The following is a 16,310-nucleotide window of genomic DNA, read 5'->3' as shown; positions in this document are numbered from 1 at the left end:
CTCGATAGACTCCGTCATTCCGGGGCGGCTCGCAGAGCCGAACCCGGAATCTCGAGGTTCCGGATTCGCTTCGCGCTCCGGAACGACGAGGCGTCAAACTCCCAGCTTCTGAATCTTGTGCGTGCCCCGGGCCAGCGAGACGTGCTTGGTTTCCATGTAGAAGTCGAACGAATAGTCACCGCCGTCGCGGCCGATGCCGCTCGCCTTCATGCCGCCGAACGGCGTCGGCAGATGGCGGACGTTTTCCGAGTTCAGCCAGATCATGCCGGCTTCCAGCGCATCGGCAACGCGCAGCGCGCGTCCCATATCGTTGGTCCAGACATAGCCGGTCAGGCCATAGCGGATGTCGTTGGCGATATCGATTGCGTCAGCCTCGTCCTTGAACGGCAGCACGGTGAGGAAGGGGCCGAACACCTCCTCCTGCGCAATGCGCATCTTGCCATGCGCGCCGGTGACCAGCGTCGGCTCGACATAGTGTCCGCCGCCGGGGCCGTCATGCGCCTTGCCGCCGATCGCGATCACAGCGCCGTCCTGGCGCGCGACGTCGAAATAGGAGCAGACCTTCGCCAGATGCCGCTCGTGGATCAGCGGCCCGATCTCGGTGGCGGGATCGAGGGGATGGCCGACCTTCAGCGCCCTCACGCGTGCGGTCAGCTTCTCCACGAATGTTTCCGCGATGCTTTCCTGGATCAGCAGGCGGCTCGATGAGGTGCAGCGCTCGCCGTTGAGCGAGTAGATCATGAACACGACGGCATCGAGCGCGCGGTCGAGATCGGCGTCGTCGAACACGATCACCGGGTTCTTGCCGCCGAGCTCGAAATGCACGCGCTTCAGGGTCGGCGCCCCCTGTTTCATGATGGCTGAACCGGTCGCGCTCTCGCCGACGAAGCCGATCGCCTTGATCGCGGGATGCTCGGTCAGCGCCTTGCCGGCCTCCTCGCCGAAGCCGTGCACCGTGTTGAGCACGCCGTCGGGAATACCCGCCTGCTTGGCCAGCTTCGACAGCATATCCGCGGTGACCGGCGACCATTCGGCCGGCTTGTGCACGACGGTGCAGCCGGCGGCGAGGGCTGGGGCGATCTTCCAGGTCGAGAGCATGAACGGCGTGTTCCACGGCGTGATCACGCCGACGGGGCCGATCGGCACACGGGTCGAGATGTTCCAGTGCTCGTCGCTCGGCGTGTTGAGGCCGTCGCGTGCCTCCGCGCATTTGTCGGCGAAGAAGCGGAAATTCTCGGCAGCGCGGATCGCGGCCTTGGCCATGAAGCGATAGGCCTGGCCGGTGTCGATGCATTCGAGCACCGCGATGTCCTCGGCATTGTCCTCGATGGCGTCGGCGACGCGATGCAGCAGCTTCTTCCGCATCGCCGGACCCATGTCGTGCCAGGATTTGAAGGCCAGCGCAGCGGCCGTTGCGGCGCGGTCGATATCCTCGGCGGATCCACGCGCGACGCTCGCAAGCGTCGTGCCATCGACCGGCGATTTCGTCTCGAACGCCTCGCCGGAGATCGAGGCGACGGTCTTGCCGTCGATCATGTGACCAATGCCGTCGGCACGCAGCTTCTTCAACAGCGGCGCAACGCGGTCCCTGTTGGCCTGGAACACGTCGGCTTTCGGGGTGGGCTTATCCATGGGCAGCTTCCGCTTTCAGGGCGTCGTGGATGTTGTTGCGCTTCCAGCTCGTGTCCTTGTCGTTGATCTGCATGTCGAACGACAAGGCGAATTTGCTGGCGGCGAAGACGGGATCGAGATGGCGGGAGAGAGCCTGGAAGACATGCTCGCCGGCCTGCTGGCGCATCTTGAGGTCGCGGCCCTCGCCGATGCGCAGCACCATGTCGAGAAAGCCGTAGTCGTTGCGCGCATCCGCAATCGCATAATGCTCGCAGCGGATGGCGCGGACGCGGATGCCGCCGAGCGGGAAGATGCCGGTCTCGACCGCCGACTTGCGCACCACTTCGCAGACCAGGGCCATGTCGAGGCGGCTGTCGAGGTTGGCGGAATATTCGATGGTGAAATGCGGCATCGCGGTTTCACTCCCTGTCTTTTTGTCGTTTTAACCGAAGTAGCAGCTGACCGAGCCGTAGGCGCCATAATCGGCCTGAATTGTGTCGCCCTTGCGGGTCTCGATCGGGCGGATGAAGGAGCCGGCGAGCACGACCTGTCCGGGCTCGAGCGCAAGCCCGAGCGGCGCGATCTTGTTCGCAAGCCAGGCAACCGCGGTGGCCGGATGATTGAGCACGCCGGCGGCAAGACCGGTCTCCTCGATCTGGCCGTTCTTGAAGCACAGCGCGCCGATCCAGCGCAGGTCCGCATCCAGCGGGCGGATCGGCCGGCCGCCGAGCACGATGCCGGCATTCGCGGCATTGTCGGCGATGGTGTCGAAAATCTTCCGCGTCGCTTTCGTGTCGGGATCGACGCGCTCGACCCGGGTGTCGAGAATCTCCAGCGCCGGCACCACGAAGTCGGTGGCGTTGAGCACGTCGAACATCGTGCAATCGGGTCCCGCGAGCCGCTTGCTCATGACGAAGGCGAGCTCGGCCTCGACACGCGTCGCGATGAAGCGCTCGGTCGGAATGATCCCGCCATCGGCAAAGAACATGTCGTCGAGCAGCACGCCGGAATCCGGCTCGTCGATGTCAAGCGCGCTCTGCATCGCCTTCGAGGTGAGGCCGATCTTGTGGCCTTTGACGATGCGCCCCTCCGCGACCTTGACGTCGACCCAGGCCTTCTGGATCGCGTAGGCGTCGGTAATGGTGATCCCAGGGAAATCCCGCGAGAGCTGCCGGATCTGCGTGCGGGTCTTCTCGGCCTGGTGCAGACGCATTGCGCAAGCTTGGATATCGTCGTTGGAAAGCGCCATTTGTGATCTTACAAATTCGGGTGCCGGGCGATACTTAACATGTTAAATGAATGCGTCAAACTCAATTCGGCTTGTTGCACCGCAAACGTTCCGCGGCTTGAAAGGGCGCCATGGTGAAGAAACCGGCTGATCCAGCCAATGGAGGCGCGCCCGCCGCACGACAGGTGCCGATGCGCGACTTCTCGCGCTCGCTGCCGATGTCGCTGCTGCGCGCCCGCGAAGCGGTGATGCGCCAGTTCCGTCCCTCGCTGCGCGAGCACGGCCTGACCGAGCAGCAATGGCGCATCCTGCGCGCGCTGGCTGCGATCGAAGCGGCCGAGGTCACGGAACTGGCGCGGACCGCGTTCCTGCTCGGACCGAGCCTGTCGCGCATCCTGCGCGATCTCGAGGCGCGCCATCTGATCGAACGCAAGACCGCGAAGGCGGACCAGCGCCGCAGCATGGTCTCGATCTCGAAAGAGGGGCTGAAGTTGATGGCCTCGGTGGCGCCGACGTCGGAGGCGATCTATGCCGAGATCACGCGACGCTTCGGCGCGCGCAAGCTCGCCGAGTTGCAGGAGATGCTCGGCGAGCTCGAACACAGCCTCGCCGGGCTCGGGGCGGCGGATGAGGCAAGTGCCGGGGAGTGAAAGCAGATATGCGCGTCCTGCCGCTGCAAGCCATGGACATGCGCGCGCATTTTCGCGCAAATTGCGGCCCCGGACTGGCGGCCGGTGGGGGCCGATTCCCGGCCAGGAGGCGGCCGCATAGGCGTTGCGTCATTGCGAGCGTAGCGCGGCGGCCCGGTTCGCGGTAACAGCGGGGGCGTGCTGTCGCGGCGCTCGTCATGGTGACGAAGGTTCAAACAACAAAGAAGGAAGGCAACGTGGCGAACAAGGTCAAGGAAATCTGGAAGTCGGGCAAGGCGGTGGTCAACGCATGGCTTGCTATACCCTCCGGCTTCTCGGCCGAGATGGTCGCGCAATGCGGCTTCGACAGCGTCACCGTCGACATGCAGCACGGCGTGCAGGACTATCTGTCGATGGTGCAGTGCTTCCAGGCCATGGACAAGCATCCCGTGACCCCGATGGTCCGCGTACCCTGGAACGAGCCCGGCATCATCGGCAAGGTGCTCGACGGCGGCGCCTATGGCGTGATCTGCCCGATGGTCAACACGCCGCAGGAAGCCCGGAACCTGGTCTCCTATTCAAAGTATCCGCCGAAGGGCGTGCGCTCCAACGGACCGATTCGCGCCGGCATGTACGGCACCGCGGGCTCCTACCAGAAGACGGCCAACGACGAGATCGTGCTGCTTCCGATGATGGAGACGAGGACCGCGGTCGAGAACATGGAAGCGATCCTCGACGTCGAGGGCATCGACGGCGTCTATATCGGCCCGTCCGATCTCGGCTTCTCCTATGGCCTCGAGCCCAAGCTCGACCGCAGCGAGCCCGAGATCCTCGCGATCTACGAGAAGATCATCAAGGAATGCGGCAAGCGCGGCCTCAACCCGGGCATCCATTGCAGCGGCGCCGAGGGCGCGGCGCGTGCGATCAACATGGGCTTCAAGCTGGTGACGCTGTCGAACGAGGTCGGCCTGATGACCACCTACGCTAAGATGCAGGTCAACGCCACCCGCAAGGATTCGGGCGGCAAGGCCTGAGCTCTCTGTTCTTTCCCTCTCCCCGTTCTTACGGGGAGAGGGTTAGGGTGAGGGGCCTCTCAACACGAACCAAACTATCGATCGAGCGCGCGGCTTGCCCCTCACCCGGATCGCTGCGCGATCCGACCTCTCCCCGTAAGGGCGGGGAGAGGTGAAGAGACCCAAGGAGACTCCCATGACCGTCAGCCCCGTCATCCGCCTGCATCCCGATGATGGCGTGGTGATCGCACGCGCCAGCCTGCCGCCGGGCACCGCGGTGGCCGACGGCGTGACCACGGTCGAGCGCGTTCCCTCCGGCCATAAGGTTGCGATCAAGCCGATTGCCGTGGGTGAGCCGATCAAGCGCTACGGCCAGATCATCGGGTTTGCCACCCAAGCCATAGCGCCGGGCCAGCACGTGCACGTGCAGAATTGCGGCATGGGCGATTTCGCCAAGGACTACGCCTATTGCGCCGACGTCAAGCCGACGCCGAACTTCGACCTGCCGGCGACCTTCGAAGGCATCCGCCGCCCGGACGGCCGCGTCGCGACGCGCAATTATATCGGCATTCTCACCTCAGTGAATTGCAGCGCCCATGTCGCAAGCCTCGTCGCCGACGTCTTCAAGAAGAATCCTTTTACCGGCGACAATCCGCTCGCCGACTTTCCCAATATCGATGGGGTAGTCGCACTCACCCACAAGACCGGCTGCGGCATGACGCAGAACGAGCCGCTGGCGCTGCTCCGCCGCACCCTCGGCGGCTATGCGCGGCACGTCAACTTCTCGCACGTCATCGTGCTCGGCCTTGGCTGCGAGGTGAACCAGATCGGCGGGCTGATGGAAGAGCAGAAGCTCGCCGGCCGCCTGCGCGCGATGGACATCCAGGAGGTCGGCGGCACCCGCAAGACGGTCGAGGCCGGCATCGCCTTCGTGCGCGAGGCCCTGGCCGACGCCAATAAGGTCAAGCGCGAAACCGTGCCGGCGAGCGAGCTCACGGTGGCCCTGCAATGCGGCGGCTCGGACGGCTATTCCGGCGTCTCCGCCAATCCTGCGCTTGGCGCTGCCAGCGATCTCATCGTGCGTCACGGCGGCACCGTGATCCTGTCCGAGACACCGGAGACCTACGGCGCCGAGCATCTCCTGACGCGCCGCGCAGTCAGCCGCGAGGTCGGCGAGAAGCTGGTGGATCTCATGCGCTGGTGGGACGAATACACGACGCGCGAAGGCGCCGAGATGAACGCCAATCCGAGCCCCGGCAACAAGGCCGGCGGCCTCACCACCATTCTGGAGAAGTCGCTCGGCGCGATGGCCAAGGCCGGCACCACCAATCTCGTCGAGGTGCTGCGCTACGCCGAGCCCGTCACCAAGAAGGGCTTCGTCTTCATGGACACGCCCGGCTACGATCCGGTCGCCGCGACCGGGCAGGTCGCCGGCGGCGCCAATCTGGTCTGCTTCACCACCGGCCGCGGCAGCGTGTTCGGCTGCAAGCCGGCGCCGTCGATCAAGCTCGCCACCAACACACCCATGTACAAGCGCATGGAAGAGGACATGGACGTCAATTGCGGCACCATCCTCGAAGGCGAGGAGAGCGTCGAACAGTGCGGCCAGCGCATCTTCGACCTCATCCTCAAGACCGCCTCTGGCCAGCCGACCAAGAGCGAGAGTTTCGATTTCGGCGGCGCCGAGTTCGCGCCCTGGGTGCTGGGCGCGACGATGTAGTCGCGCCATGCGCGCGGCGTCGCGCCGGCGCAATCAAAGGGCGGTAGAAATATGATGCGCGCAGCTCGATAGCGGTGGCGCGTGTAGTGGCGCCGATTGCACCAATCGTTCGCTAAGTAATGATACGGAGGCGGACGCCTCCTGCAAAAAGTTCCCGGCTTACACCTGGTTAAGATTGTTGCCGTAGACACGGGCGTGATGCGGCTCCACAGCGTTGTGGGGCCAGCCGTGACTTGAGGATCGAGCCGATGCAAGCAATACGTCCCACTGGGGTGGAGAATCTCCTCGGTGAGGAGGAGCTGATCGTATCGAAGACCGATCTCAAGGGCCGCATCACTTACGCCAACGACGTCTTCATCCGGATGGCGAAGTACTCGTGGAAGGAGCTGATGGGCGCGCCCCACAGCCTGATCCGCCATCCCGACATGCCGCGCTGCGTCTTCAAGCTGCTGTGGGATACGCTGCAGGCCAAGCAGGAAATCTTCGCCTACGTCGTCAATCTCGCCGCCGACGGCAGCCATTATTGGGTGTTCGCCCACGTCACCCCGACGCTCGACGATCGCGGCAACATCATCGGCTATCACTCCAATCGACGCAGGCCCGATCCGGCGCCGGTCGAGAAAATCAAACCGATCTACAAGGCGCTCTGCGCGGAAGAGGCACGCCACGCCAATGCCAAGGACGGCATGCGTGCGAGCTTCGACGTGATGGTCGGTCTGCTCAAGCAAAACGGTGTCGGTTACGATGAATTTGTGCTCTCTCTCTAAGGCGCAGGGAGCGACTGCCGTCGCGTGTCTTCTCGCCACCGTCGCATTCGTCGCCTCGCTGCTCGGCTGGAGCGGAATCATCAGTGCAGCACCGCTCGGCGCGGCGATCCTGGTGCTCGGCTACGGCCTCTGGTGCCAGCATCGCACGGCAGTCGCCGTCGATGAGGTCACTGACGTCTGCCGCAAGGCAGCGCGCGGCGATCTCGAGGCGCGGATCCTGAGCGAGCGCCAGGCCGGGCGGATCGGCGCCATCCAGAAGTCGGTCAACGACATGCTCGACATCGCCGATGCTTTCGTTCGCGAAGCTTCGGCCTCGATGGACTATGCCAGCCGCGGCAAGTATTTCCGCAAGATCCTCGCGCGCGGATTGCCCGGCTCGTTCCGCCGCTCGGCCACCGTCATCAACGCGGGCACCGACAGCCTCGGCCGCCGCGTGGTGGAGATCGCCGGCCTTGCAAAGCAGTTCGGCACGCATCTCGACGAGGTTGCCGGCAGCCTTATGAGCGCCGCGACGGATCTGGAATCCGACGCCGGCCAGATGGCGGCCGCGGCGGAGACGACCAACCGCCAGACCTCCGGCATGCGCAGCGCCTCCGAGCAGGCCTCGAGCAACGTTGCGACGGTGGCGAGCGCGGCGGAACAGCTCGCATCCTCGATCGCGGAGATCAGCCGCCAGGTGGCTGGCTCGACCGCGAGCACGGGCCGCGCCGTCAATGAGGCTAACCGCGCCGGCAGCGAAATTCGCGTCCTCGCGGATGCCGCGATGCGGATCGGCGACGTCGTCAAGCTGATCAGCGAGATCGCCTCGCAGACCAACCTGCTGGCGCTCAACGCCACGATCGAGGCGGCGCGGGCAGGCGAGGCCGGTCGCGGCTTCGCCGTCGTGGCCTCCGAGGTCAAGAGCCTCGCCAACCAGACCGCGAAGGCGACCGAGGAGATCAGCGCCAAGGTCGGTGAGATGCAGCAGTCGACCACCAATTCGGTCGCGGCGGTCGAAGCGATCGCGCAGACCATCGCCGAGATCGACGGCATTACCGCGAGCATTGCCGCCTCCATCGAGCAGCAGGGCTCAGCGACCCGCGAGATCGCCCGCAACGTTCACGAAGCCTCCGCCGGCACCTCGCAGGTCTCCTCCAACGTGACAGGCATCAGCGAAGCCGCCGCCGATACGGGCCGCGTCGCTGGCCGCGTCAACAGCGCCTCCGAGCGCGTCCACGGCGAAGTCGAGACGCTCCGCCGCGAGGTGACGCAGTTCCTGCAGCGGCTGACGTCGGCGGCGTAGCGTTCGTGCCAAGAGCACGCTGCTAACCCTCTCCCCTTGTGGGAGAGGGTGGTTCGCCGCGAAGCGGCGAGACAGGTGAGGGGTCTCTATCCTCACCAGCGGTTTTGCGGATTGAGAGAGACCGCTCATCCGGCGCTTCGCGCCACCTTCTCCCACAAGGGAAGAAGGGAAGAGCAGCCTCGCCGGCGCGGCCGAATAACAACCCACCATCCCCCGCCCCGCACCTTGCATAGGCACGCGCTGCCCGTTGTTAGTGCTTGATCGCGCTGACCTCAGGTGTTCTGCTCAAAAAAGCTGCTGGAGCACCGCACCCCCGTGTCGATCTACGTCGCATTGCATCACGTCACGCATTACAAATACGACCGCCCGATCGACCTCGGTCCGCAGACCATCCGCCTGCGCCCGGCGCCGCATACGCGCACGCCGATCCTGAGCTATTCGCTCAAGGTCTCGCCAGCCAACCATTTCGTGAACTGGCAGCAGGATCCGCAAGGCAACTGGCTCGCTCGCTATGTCTTCCCGGAGAAGACGACCGAATTGAAGATCGAGGTCGACTTCACCGCGCAGATGACGGTGGTCAACCCATTCGACTTCTTCGTCGAGCCCTACGCCGACAGCTTTCCGTTCGAGTACCCGAAGGATCTGAAGACGGAGCTCGCACCATATCTCGAGACGATCAAGCCCGATCGCCTGTTTGCGAAATATCTCGACTCGATCCCGCACGAGGCTCCGAACACCGTCAACTTCCTGGTCGAGCTCAATCGCGCGCTGCAGCAGAAGATCCGCTACATCATCCGGATGGAGCCGGGCGTGCAGACGCCGGAGGAGACGCTGGCCTCGGGCGCCGGATCATGCCGCGATTCCGCGTGGCTCCTGATCCAGACCTTCCGTCATCTCGGCCTCGCCGCGCGCTTCGTCTCCGGCTATCTCATCCAGATCCGCCCCGACATCGATCCGATCGAAGGTCCGCCGGAGGTGGAGAACGACTTCACCGACCTGCATGCCTGGGCCGAGGTGTATCTGCCCGGCGCCGGCTGGATCGGGTTCGATGCGACCTCGGGCATGCTCGCGGGCGAGGGCCACATCCCGGTCGCCGCCACGCCGCATTATCGCTCGGCCGCGCCGATTTCGGGCAGCGCCGGCTTTGCCGAGGTCGAGTTCGCCTTCGACATGAACGTGAAGCGCATCCGCGAGGCGCCGCGCATCACCAAGCCGTTCTCCGACGAATCCTGGGCGCGGCTCAACGATCTCGGTGAGCAGGTCGACGGCGATCTCGCGAATGCGGACGTGCGGCTGACCATGGGCGGCGAGCCCACCTTCGTCTCGGTCGACGACCTCGAAGCCGGCGAGTGGAATACCGAAGCGGTCGGCCCGACCAAGCGCACGCTTGGCGATGATCTGATCCGCCGCCTGCGCACGCGCTTTGCGCCCGGCGGCCTGCTGCATTACGGCCAGGGCAAATGGTATCCGGGCGAGAGCCTGCCGCGCTGGGCCTTCGGCCTGTACTGGCGCAAGGACGGCGTGCCGATCTGGAAGAACGCCGACCTGATCGCCAGGATCGCCAATCCCAGGCGGCCGGAGGTCCGGGACGCCGAGGCCTTCATGGAAGGCACCGCGGCGCGGCTCGGGCTCGATCTCGGCTACATCATGCCGGCTTATGAGGACCCGGCCTATTGGTTGCAGAAGGAAGCCGAGCTTCCCGTCAACGTCGATCCCACCGATTCCGAGCTGTCCGATCCCGAGGCGCGGGCCCGCATGGCACGCGTGTTCGACCAGGGCCTTAATACGCCGCGCGGCTTCGTGCTGCCGATCCAGCGCTGGAACGCGCCGCCGCGCTGGCGCAGCGAGCGCTGGCCGCTCCGGCGCAATCATCTGTTCCTGACGCCGGGCGATTCACCGCTCGGCCTGCGCCTGCCGATGGGCTCGCTCGGCCATGTGCCGCCGAACCAATATCCCTACATCGTCGAGCAGGACCCGATGGAGCCGCGCGGCAGGCTGCCGGTGTTCACCCGCATCGCGCGTCCGCCATCGCCGCCGCGCACGGCCCCCGAGCATCTCAACACGGCGATTCCCGTGCGCACCGCGATGGCGGTGGAGATCCGCGACGGCGTGATCTGCGCCTTCATGCCGCCGGTCGAGCGCATCGAGGATTATCTCGAGCTGGTCTCGGCGCTGGAAGACACCGCCGAGGAGATGCAGCTCCCCGTTCATGTCGAAGGCTATCCGCCGCCGTTCGATCCGCGCATCGAGGTCATCAAGGTGACGCCCGACCCTGGGGTGATCGAGGTCAACATCCAGCCGGCCAGGAGTTGGCGCGACGCGGTCGCGATCACGACCGGCCTCTATGAGGACGCGGCCAAGGTTCGCCTCGGCGCCAACCGCTTCCTGGTCGACGGCCGCCACACCGGGACCGGCGGCGGCAATCACGTCGTGGTCGGCGGCTCGAGCCCGCAGGACTCGCCGTTCCTGCGCCGGCCCGATCTGCTGAAGAGTCTGGTCCTTTACTGGCAGCGGCATCCCTCGCTGTCCTATTTCTTCTCCGGCCTGTTCATCGGCCCGACCAGCCAGGCGCCGCGCATCGACGAAGCCCGTCACGACAGCATCTACGAGCTCGAGATCGCGCTCTCGCATGTGCCGCTGCCGGGCACCCAGGCGCCGCTGTGGCTGGTCGACCGCCTGTTCCGGCATCTGCTCGTCGACATCACCGGCAACACCCATCGCGCCGAGATCTGCATCGACAAGCTCTATTCGCCGGAAGGGCCCACCGGCCGGCTCGGCCTTGTCGAATTCCGTGCGCTCGAAATGCCGCCGGACCCGCGCATGTCGCTGGCGCAGCAGCTCTTGATCCGCGCCCTGATCGCGAAGATGTGGCGCGAACCGCAGGCCGGTAAATTCGTGCGCTGGGGCACTGCGCTGCACGACCGCTTCATGCTGCCGCATTTCATCTGGGAAGATTTCCTGGACGTGCTCGGCGAGCTCAAGCAGTTCGGCTATCCGTTCGAGCCGGAATGGTATCTGGCCCAGCTCGAATTCCGCTTCCCCGCCTTCGGCCGCGTCCATCATGGCGGCGTGACGCTGGAGCTGCGCCAGGCGCTGGAGCCCTGGCACGTGCTGGGCGAGGAGGGCTCGGCCGGCGGCACGGTGCGCTACGTCGATTCGTCGGTCGAGCGGCTCCAGGTCAAGGCGGAGGGCTTTGTCGAGGGCCGCCACATCGTCACCTGCAACGGCCGCCGCCTGCCGATGACCTCGACCGGCCGCTCGGCGGAGGCGGTGGCCGGCGTCCGCTTCAAGGCCTGGCAGCCGGCCTCCGGGCTGCACCCGACCATTCCCGTCCACGCGCCCCTGACCTTCGACCTGATCGACAGCTGGAACGGCCGCTCGCTGGGCGGCTGCGTCTACCACGTCGCGCATCCGGGCGGACGCAACTACGACACCAAGCCGGTCAACACCTACGAGGCCGAGGCCCGGCGGCTGGCGCGCTTCCAGGACCACGGCCACACGCCGGGGCCGGTCCAGCCGCCGCCTGAGGAACGCACAAATGAGTTCCCGCTGACCCTCGACTTGCGGACCCCGCTCCTGCAATGAGTATGATGGTGGGGCAGGGAGAGGCGCATGGCCGAAGGCGCAGCCGAAGAGAACGACAAGGCGGGCAGGGCGCCAAGTCAGCCTGAAGCTCATCCTGAAAGCCAGCGTGAAGGCCAGCGCCGCTTCGCGCAATGGGTCCGCGACTACAGCCGCCTGCCTGATGTCCCCGACGAGTTCTTAGGGTCCGACGGTGCTCCGCGCGCGGTCTGGAGCCGTTTCTTCGAAGCCTTCGGCGCGCTCGCGCCCGACGAGATCGAGCGGCGATTCGGCATGGCCGACCGCCACCTGCGCGAAGCCGGCGTCACCTACCGCGCGCCCGGTGACAGCGCCGACCGGCCCTGGTCGCTGAGCCATTTGCCGCTTCTGATCGACGAGTCCGATTGGCGGCAGCTTTCCGACGGCATCACCCAGCGCGCCGAGCTGCTCGAGCGCGTGCTGCGCGACATTTATGGCGAGGGCCGGCTGGTGGCCGAGGGTGCGCTGCCGGCGGCCGCGATCGCCGGCAGTCCCGAATATCTCCGTCCCGTCTGCGGCGTGCCGCCGCCGGGCGGCCGCTATCTCTCGATCTATGCCGCCGATGTCGGCCGCGGCCCGGACGGCCGCTGGTGGGTGCTCGGCGACCGCACCCAGGCGCCCTCGGGCGCGGGCTACGCGCTGGAGAACCGCCTGGTGCTCTCGCGCGCCTTCTCCGACCTCTACAAGTCGATGAACGTGCCGCGCGTCGCGCCGTTCTTCGAGGCCTTCCGCGACTCCTTGCGCGCGCGCGCCGACCGTGACGAGCCGCGCATCGGCGTGCTCACGCCCGGCAGCTTCAGCGAGACCTATTTCGAGCATGCGACGCTGGCGCGTTATCTCGGCTTTCTCCTGGTCGAGGGCGACGACCTCGCCGTCAGCGACAACCGCGTCCACATCCGCACCGTCGCCGGCCTCAAGCGGCTCGATGTGCTGCTGCGCCGGGTCGATTCCAACTCGCTCGACCCGCTCGAGCTCGATGCGTCCTCGCATCTCGGCGTGCCCGGCCTGATCGACGTGCTGCGCAAGGACGGCGTCGTCGTCGCCAACATGCCGGGCTCCGGCGTCCTGGAGGCCCGGGCGCTGCTCGGTTTCCTGCCGGCGCTGAGCCGCCGCCTGCTCGGCGAAGAGCTCAAGATGCCGCATATCGCGACCTGGTGGTGCGGCCAGCGCAGCGCGCGAGAGGAGGTGCTGGCGCGGCTCGACGAGGTCGCGATCGAAGGCGCCTACCAGCGCGGCGTGCCCGGTTTCGGCATGAGCGGTCCGGTGCTCGCCAGCCAGCTGGGCGCGAGCGACCGCCAGCGCCTGGTCGACGCCATCGCCGCGCGTGGCATGGACTATGTCGGCCAGGAGGTGGTGCGGCTCTCGACCATGCCGGTGTGGGAGCGGGGCCAGATCACGCCGCGTCCGTTCGTGCTGCGCGTGTTCGCCGCGGCGACGCCGGACGGCTGGGCCATCATGCCCGGCGGCTTCTGCCGCATCGCCGAGCAGCCGGACGCGCGCGCGGTGTCGATGGGCGACGGCGCCCGTGCCGCCGACGTCTGGGTGGTGTCCGACAAGCAGGTCTCGACCGTGACCTTGCTGCCGGCGACCGACAAGGTCCGCATCCGCCGCATCGCCGGCGTGTTGCCGAGCCGCGCCGCCGACAATCTGTTCTGGCTCGGCCGCTATCTCGAACGCGCCGAGGCGACGCTGCGGCTGGTGCGCGCGCTCGGGTCGCCGAGCGGACCCAACAAGGGCACCGCGGCCTCGCTGCAATCGGTCGAGCGAATCCAGCGCCTGTTGGTGGCCTGGGGCGCCGTCTCGCAAACTTCGCGCGCGGCGCCTGGGCGTATCGTGGCCGAAGCGCTGCAGAGCGAGGCGCGTTTCGGCTCGGCCCTGTCGCTGGTGCGCGCGGCGCAGCGCACGGCGACATCCTTGCGCGAGCGGCTGTCCCCCGATGCCTGGCAGGTCATCACCGAGATGGCCGAGCGCCTCGCCTACGAGGTCGAGGACGACGACAGCGTGCTCAGCGCCGCCGAGCTGACCTTGCAGGAGCTCGCGAGCTTCGCAGGGCTGGCGCAGGAGAACATGAACCGCGCCGCCGGCTGGCGCTTCCTCGACATGGGCCGCCGCGTCGAGCGCGCCATCAACACCACGCGCTTCACGCGTCAATTCGCCTATGACGAGGCCGGCGACGAGGACCTCGACATCCTGTTGACGCTGGTGGATTGCCAGATCACCTACCGCTCGCGCTATCTGCTGGCACCGATCCTGGCGCCGGTGCGGGACCTTGCCGTGCTCGACGGCTACAATCCGCGCTCGGTGGCGTTCCAGGTGACGACGCTGAACGAGCACATTGCCGCGCTGCCGAGCCTGAAGGAGCACGGCCTGATCGAGAAGCCGCAGCGGCTTGCGGTGGCGCTGCAGGCGATGCTTGCAACGGCAGAGGCCGAGAAGCTCGAGGTCAAGACGCTGTTCGCATTGGAGCAGGACCTGCTCAGCCTCGCGGAGGCGATCGGGCAGCACTACTTCCCGCATGGTCCCAATGCCGCCCGGCCGGAAAAGCTGACGGGGCTGGCGTGATCTACGACATCCGTCACGTCACGACCTACGAGTACGAGAATCCGGTCAGCTTCGCCCGCTGCACGCTGCGGCTGGAGCCGCGCAGCGGCAGCGGCCAGGAGCTGATCTCGCACAGTGTCGAGATCCGCCCGCGTCCTGCCGAGCGCAATGTGCGGCGCGATTTCTTCGGCACGCTGACCGAGAGCCTCGTGATCGAGGCCGCGCATCGAACCTTGCGGATCGACTCGCGTTCGCGCGTCGCTGTGTCGCGTCAGCCGCCGGCACGGGACGCCGTCAGTCCGCCCTGGGAAAGCATCCGCGACATCGCCTTCGAGGCGACGAGCCTCGGGCCGGCCTCGCCGGTGGGTTACGTCTTCGCAAGCCCGCTGGTGCCGGTGCTGCGTCCGGTCAGCGCCTACGCGGCTTCGAGCTTTCCGCCCGGCGCGGGCATCCTCGAAGGTGCGGTCGATCTCATGCGGCGTATCCGCAACCAGTTCCGCTACGACCCGAAGGCGACGGTGATCTCGACGCCGCTGGCCGAGGTCTTCGACAATCGCCACGGCGTCTGCCAGGATTTTGCCCATGTGATGATCGCGGGCCTGCGCGGCCTCGGCCTGCCGGCGGCCTATGTCAGCGGCTATCTGCGCACCATTCCTCCGCCCGGCCAGCCGCGCCTGCAAGGCGCCGACGCCACCCACGCCTGGGTGTCGCTGTGGTGCGGGGCGGAGCTCGGCTGGGTCGATTTCGATCCGACCAACGATCTTCTGGTCGCGAACGACCACATCGTGCTCGCGGTCGGGCGCGACTTTTCGGACGTCTCGCCGATCGACGGCGTCATCGTCGGCTCGCCCAAGCAGAAGCTGGGCGTCGCCGTCGACGTGCTGCTGGTGGAGTAGGCGGCCTGTCCGGCCAATTGCTCTCGGTCACCGAACCATGGTTTCGCGATCCCAGGCCTGATAGTCGGGCGAACCTTCGATGCGGATCGGACCATCGTAGCCATATTCCACCATGTGCACGGTCACATAATCGTCTCCGAAAAAGACCACGCCATAGGATTGCGGCAGGTCGGACGCGCTCAGCAATTTGGTCTCGGAGAACAGTGGAAAGCTCGCATGATTGGTGCCGCGCAGCGACGAGACGGGAACGCCTGCGACCGAGCCGGCCAGGGGCAAGTGACAATGACCGAAGAAGACGTGACGGATCTTTGAACGATTGCGGCCAACCAGGCGCCGGAACGTGGCGTCGTCGAGCAAGCGGATCTGGTCGAAGGGCGCCAGATGCACCGGCATGGGGTTGTGATGCATGAACAGCAGGAACGGCCCGTCATGCTCGGCAAGCCGCGCCTCGAGCCAGCCAAGGCGATCGTCGCAATAGCGGCCGGCATGGGTTTCCGGATGCGCGGTGTCGAGGAACAGGCAGCGGCCGGCGGCCGTATCGTGCACGCCCTGAACAAATCCGTTCTCGTCGGCGAGATCGGGGAACACGCTCAGGAAGGCGGCACGCCGGTCGTGATTGCCGATGCACAGCCGGACCGGCAGCGGATAGGCGTCGAGGGACTGCTTGAGCCATTGATAGTCGGCGGCGTCGCCCCAGTCCGAGAGGTCGCCGGTGATCACCATCAACTCGGCGTCATGATGATCCTTCAGGGCATGCGCAAGCGCGCGCTCGAAATTGGCGCGCGGATCGCGGCCACCGATGGTCGAGCCGGGCGCCGTCAGGTGAATGTCGCTCAGATGAAGCAGCTTCATCGTTTTCTCCCGTCATTGGGCAGGGCTATCGCATATGACTTGCTGCGGCGGCCTGCGCGCACGCCTCGTCCTTCGAGACGGCGCTTACGCGCCTCCTCAGGATGAGGCTAATCGGCGCCAGTGCCCGTTGAAACTGTCGCCACGTACTCAGTCCTCATCCTGCGGAGCCCG

General features: G+C 66.4%; 12 protein-coding genes. 8 read left to right on the top strand and 4 right to left on the bottom strand.

From position 1 onward, the window contains the following. Positions 1-93 precede the first annotated feature (93 nt). The 3 genes from hpaE to hpaH are packed head-to-tail and all read right to left on the bottom strand — an operon-like array spanning position 94 to position 2,860. A complete protein-coding gene (gene hpaE, locus P6U31_RS24950) occupies positions 94-1,632 on the bottom strand; it encodes a 5-carboxymethyl-2-hydroxymuconate semialdehyde dehydrogenase (protein WP_407184419.1) in 1,539 nt (512 codons plus the stop codon). Further along, positions 1,625-2,023, bottom strand: a complete 399-nt coding sequence (locus tag P6U31_RS24945) for a 5-carboxymethyl-2-hydroxymuconate Delta-isomerase (RefSeq protein WP_407184418.1) — start codon at positions 2,021-2,023, stop codon at positions 1,625-1,627. The genes hpaE and P6U31_RS24945 overlap by 8 nt, the downstream gene beginning before the upstream one ends. 30 nt (positions 2,024-2,053) lie before the next feature. After that, the gene (gene hpaH, locus P6U31_RS24940) at positions 2,054-2,860 is read right to left on the bottom strand and encodes a 2-oxo-hept-4-ene-1,7-dioate hydratase (protein ID WP_407184417.1); all 807 of its coding nucleotides are present in this window, start codon (positions 2,858-2,860) and stop codon (positions 2,054-2,056) included. 110 nt (positions 2,861-2,970) lie between these two features. Here hpaH and hpaR point away from each other — a divergent pair, with 110 nt between their 5' ends. From hpaR to P6U31_RS24900, 8 genes are all read left to right on the top strand, one after another. After that, complete coding sequence (gene hpaR / locus P6U31_RS24935; protein ID WP_407184416.1) at positions 2,971-3,489, top strand: homoprotocatechuate degradation operon regulator HpaR; 519 nt, start codon at positions 2,971-2,973, stop codon at positions 3,487-3,489. Positions 3,490-3,725: 236 nt separating this feature from the next. Beyond that, positions 3,726-4,502, top strand: a complete 777-nt coding sequence (locus P6U31_RS24930; RefSeq protein ID WP_124160740.1) for an HpcH/HpaI aldolase/citrate lyase family protein — start codon at positions 3,726-3,728, stop codon at positions 4,500-4,502. A 175-nt stretch (positions 4,503-4,677) separates the two neighbouring features. Next, on the top strand, positions 4,678-6,201 hold the full coding sequence (locus tag P6U31_RS24925) for a UxaA family hydrolase (RefSeq protein ID WP_407184415.1): 1,524 nt from the start codon (positions 4,678-4,680) through the stop codon (positions 6,199-6,201). Between the two features lie 248 nt (positions 6,202-6,449). Continuing rightward, positions 6,450-6,968 carry a PAS domain-containing protein gene (locus P6U31_RS24920; protein ID WP_407184414.1) on the top strand — a complete coding sequence of 173 codons (519 nt, stop codon included), beginning with the start codon at positions 6,450-6,452 and terminating at the stop codon, positions 6,966-6,968. Beyond that, positions 6,946-8,250, top strand: a complete 1,305-nt coding sequence (locus P6U31_RS24915) for a methyl-accepting chemotaxis protein (protein WP_407184413.1) — start codon at positions 6,946-6,948, stop codon at positions 8,248-8,250. The genes P6U31_RS24920 and P6U31_RS24915 overlap by 23 nt, the downstream gene beginning before the upstream one ends. 315 nt (positions 8,251-8,565) lie before the next feature. Continuing rightward, positions 8,566-11,835 (top strand): DUF2126 domain-containing protein, encoded by a 3,270-nt coding sequence (locus P6U31_RS24910; RefSeq protein ID WP_407184412.1) that lies wholly within the window; start codon positions 8,566-8,568, stop codon positions 11,833-11,835. Between the two features lie 27 nt (positions 11,836-11,862). After that, entirely contained in the window at positions 11,863-14,412 is a 2,550-nt protein-coding gene (locus P6U31_RS24905; RefSeq protein ID WP_407184411.1) for a circularly permuted type 2 ATP-grasp protein, read from the top strand. After that, on the top strand, positions 14,409-15,287 hold the full coding sequence (locus P6U31_RS24900; RefSeq protein WP_407184410.1) for a transglutaminase N-terminal domain-containing protein: 879 nt from the start codon (positions 14,409-14,411) through the stop codon (positions 15,285-15,287). Before P6U31_RS24905 ends, P6U31_RS24900 begins: the two co-directional genes overlap by 4 nt. 27 nt (positions 15,288-15,314) lie before the next feature. On the opposite strand, the gene P6U31_RS24895 is transcribed toward P6U31_RS24900, so the two are convergent. After that, positions 15,315-16,139, bottom strand: coding sequence for a phosphodiesterase (locus tag P6U31_RS24895; protein ID WP_407184409.1), 825 nt, complete (start codon positions 16,137-16,139; stop codon positions 15,315-15,317). Positions 16,140-16,310: the final 171 nt, after the last annotated feature.

Source organism: Bradyrhizobium centrosematis, from assembly GCF_045571495.1.
Taxonomy (GTDB): domain Bacteria; phylum Pseudomonadota; class Alphaproteobacteria; order Rhizobiales; family Xanthobacteraceae; genus Bradyrhizobium; species Bradyrhizobium centrosematis.
This window is presented reverse-complemented; position numbering and strand designations above follow the sequence as displayed.

What these genes read in the sequence shown, in the direction of transcription:
- hpaE (WP_407184419.1), bottom strand. Translation starts at nt 1,632, where the DNA reads ATGGATAAGCCCACCCCGAAAGCCGACGTGTTCCAGGCCAACAGGGAC.
- P6U31_RS24945 (WP_407184418.1), bottom strand. Translation starts at nt 2,023, where the DNA reads ATGCCGCATTTCACCATCGAATATTCCGCCAACCTCGACAGCCGCCTC.
- hpaH (WP_407184417.1), bottom strand. Translation starts at nt 2,860, where the DNA reads ATGGCGCTTTCCAACGACGATATCCAAGCTTGCGCAATGCGTCTGCAC.
- hpaR (WP_407184416.1), top strand. Translation starts at nt 2,971, where the DNA reads ATGGTGAAGAAACCGGCTGATCCAGCCAATGGAGGCGCGCCCGCCGCA.
- P6U31_RS24925 (WP_407184415.1), top strand. Translation starts at nt 4,678, where the DNA reads ATGACCGTCAGCCCCGTCATCCGCCTGCATCCCGATGATGGCGTGGTG.
- P6U31_RS24920 (WP_407184414.1), top strand. Translation starts at nt 6,450, where the DNA reads ATGCAAGCAATACGTCCCACTGGGGTGGAGAATCTCCTCGGTGAGGAG.
- P6U31_RS24915 (WP_407184413.1), top strand. Translation starts at nt 6,946, where the DNA reads ATGAATTTGTGCTCTCTCTCTAAGGCGCAGGGAGCGACTGCCGTCGCG.
- P6U31_RS24905 (WP_407184411.1), top strand. Translation starts at nt 11,863, where the DNA reads ATGGCCGAAGGCGCAGCCGAAGAGAACGACAAGGCGGGCAGGGCGCCA.
- P6U31_RS24895 (WP_407184409.1), bottom strand. Translation starts at nt 16,139, where the DNA reads ATGAAGCTGCTTCATCTGAGCGACATTCACCTGACGGCGCCCGGCTCG.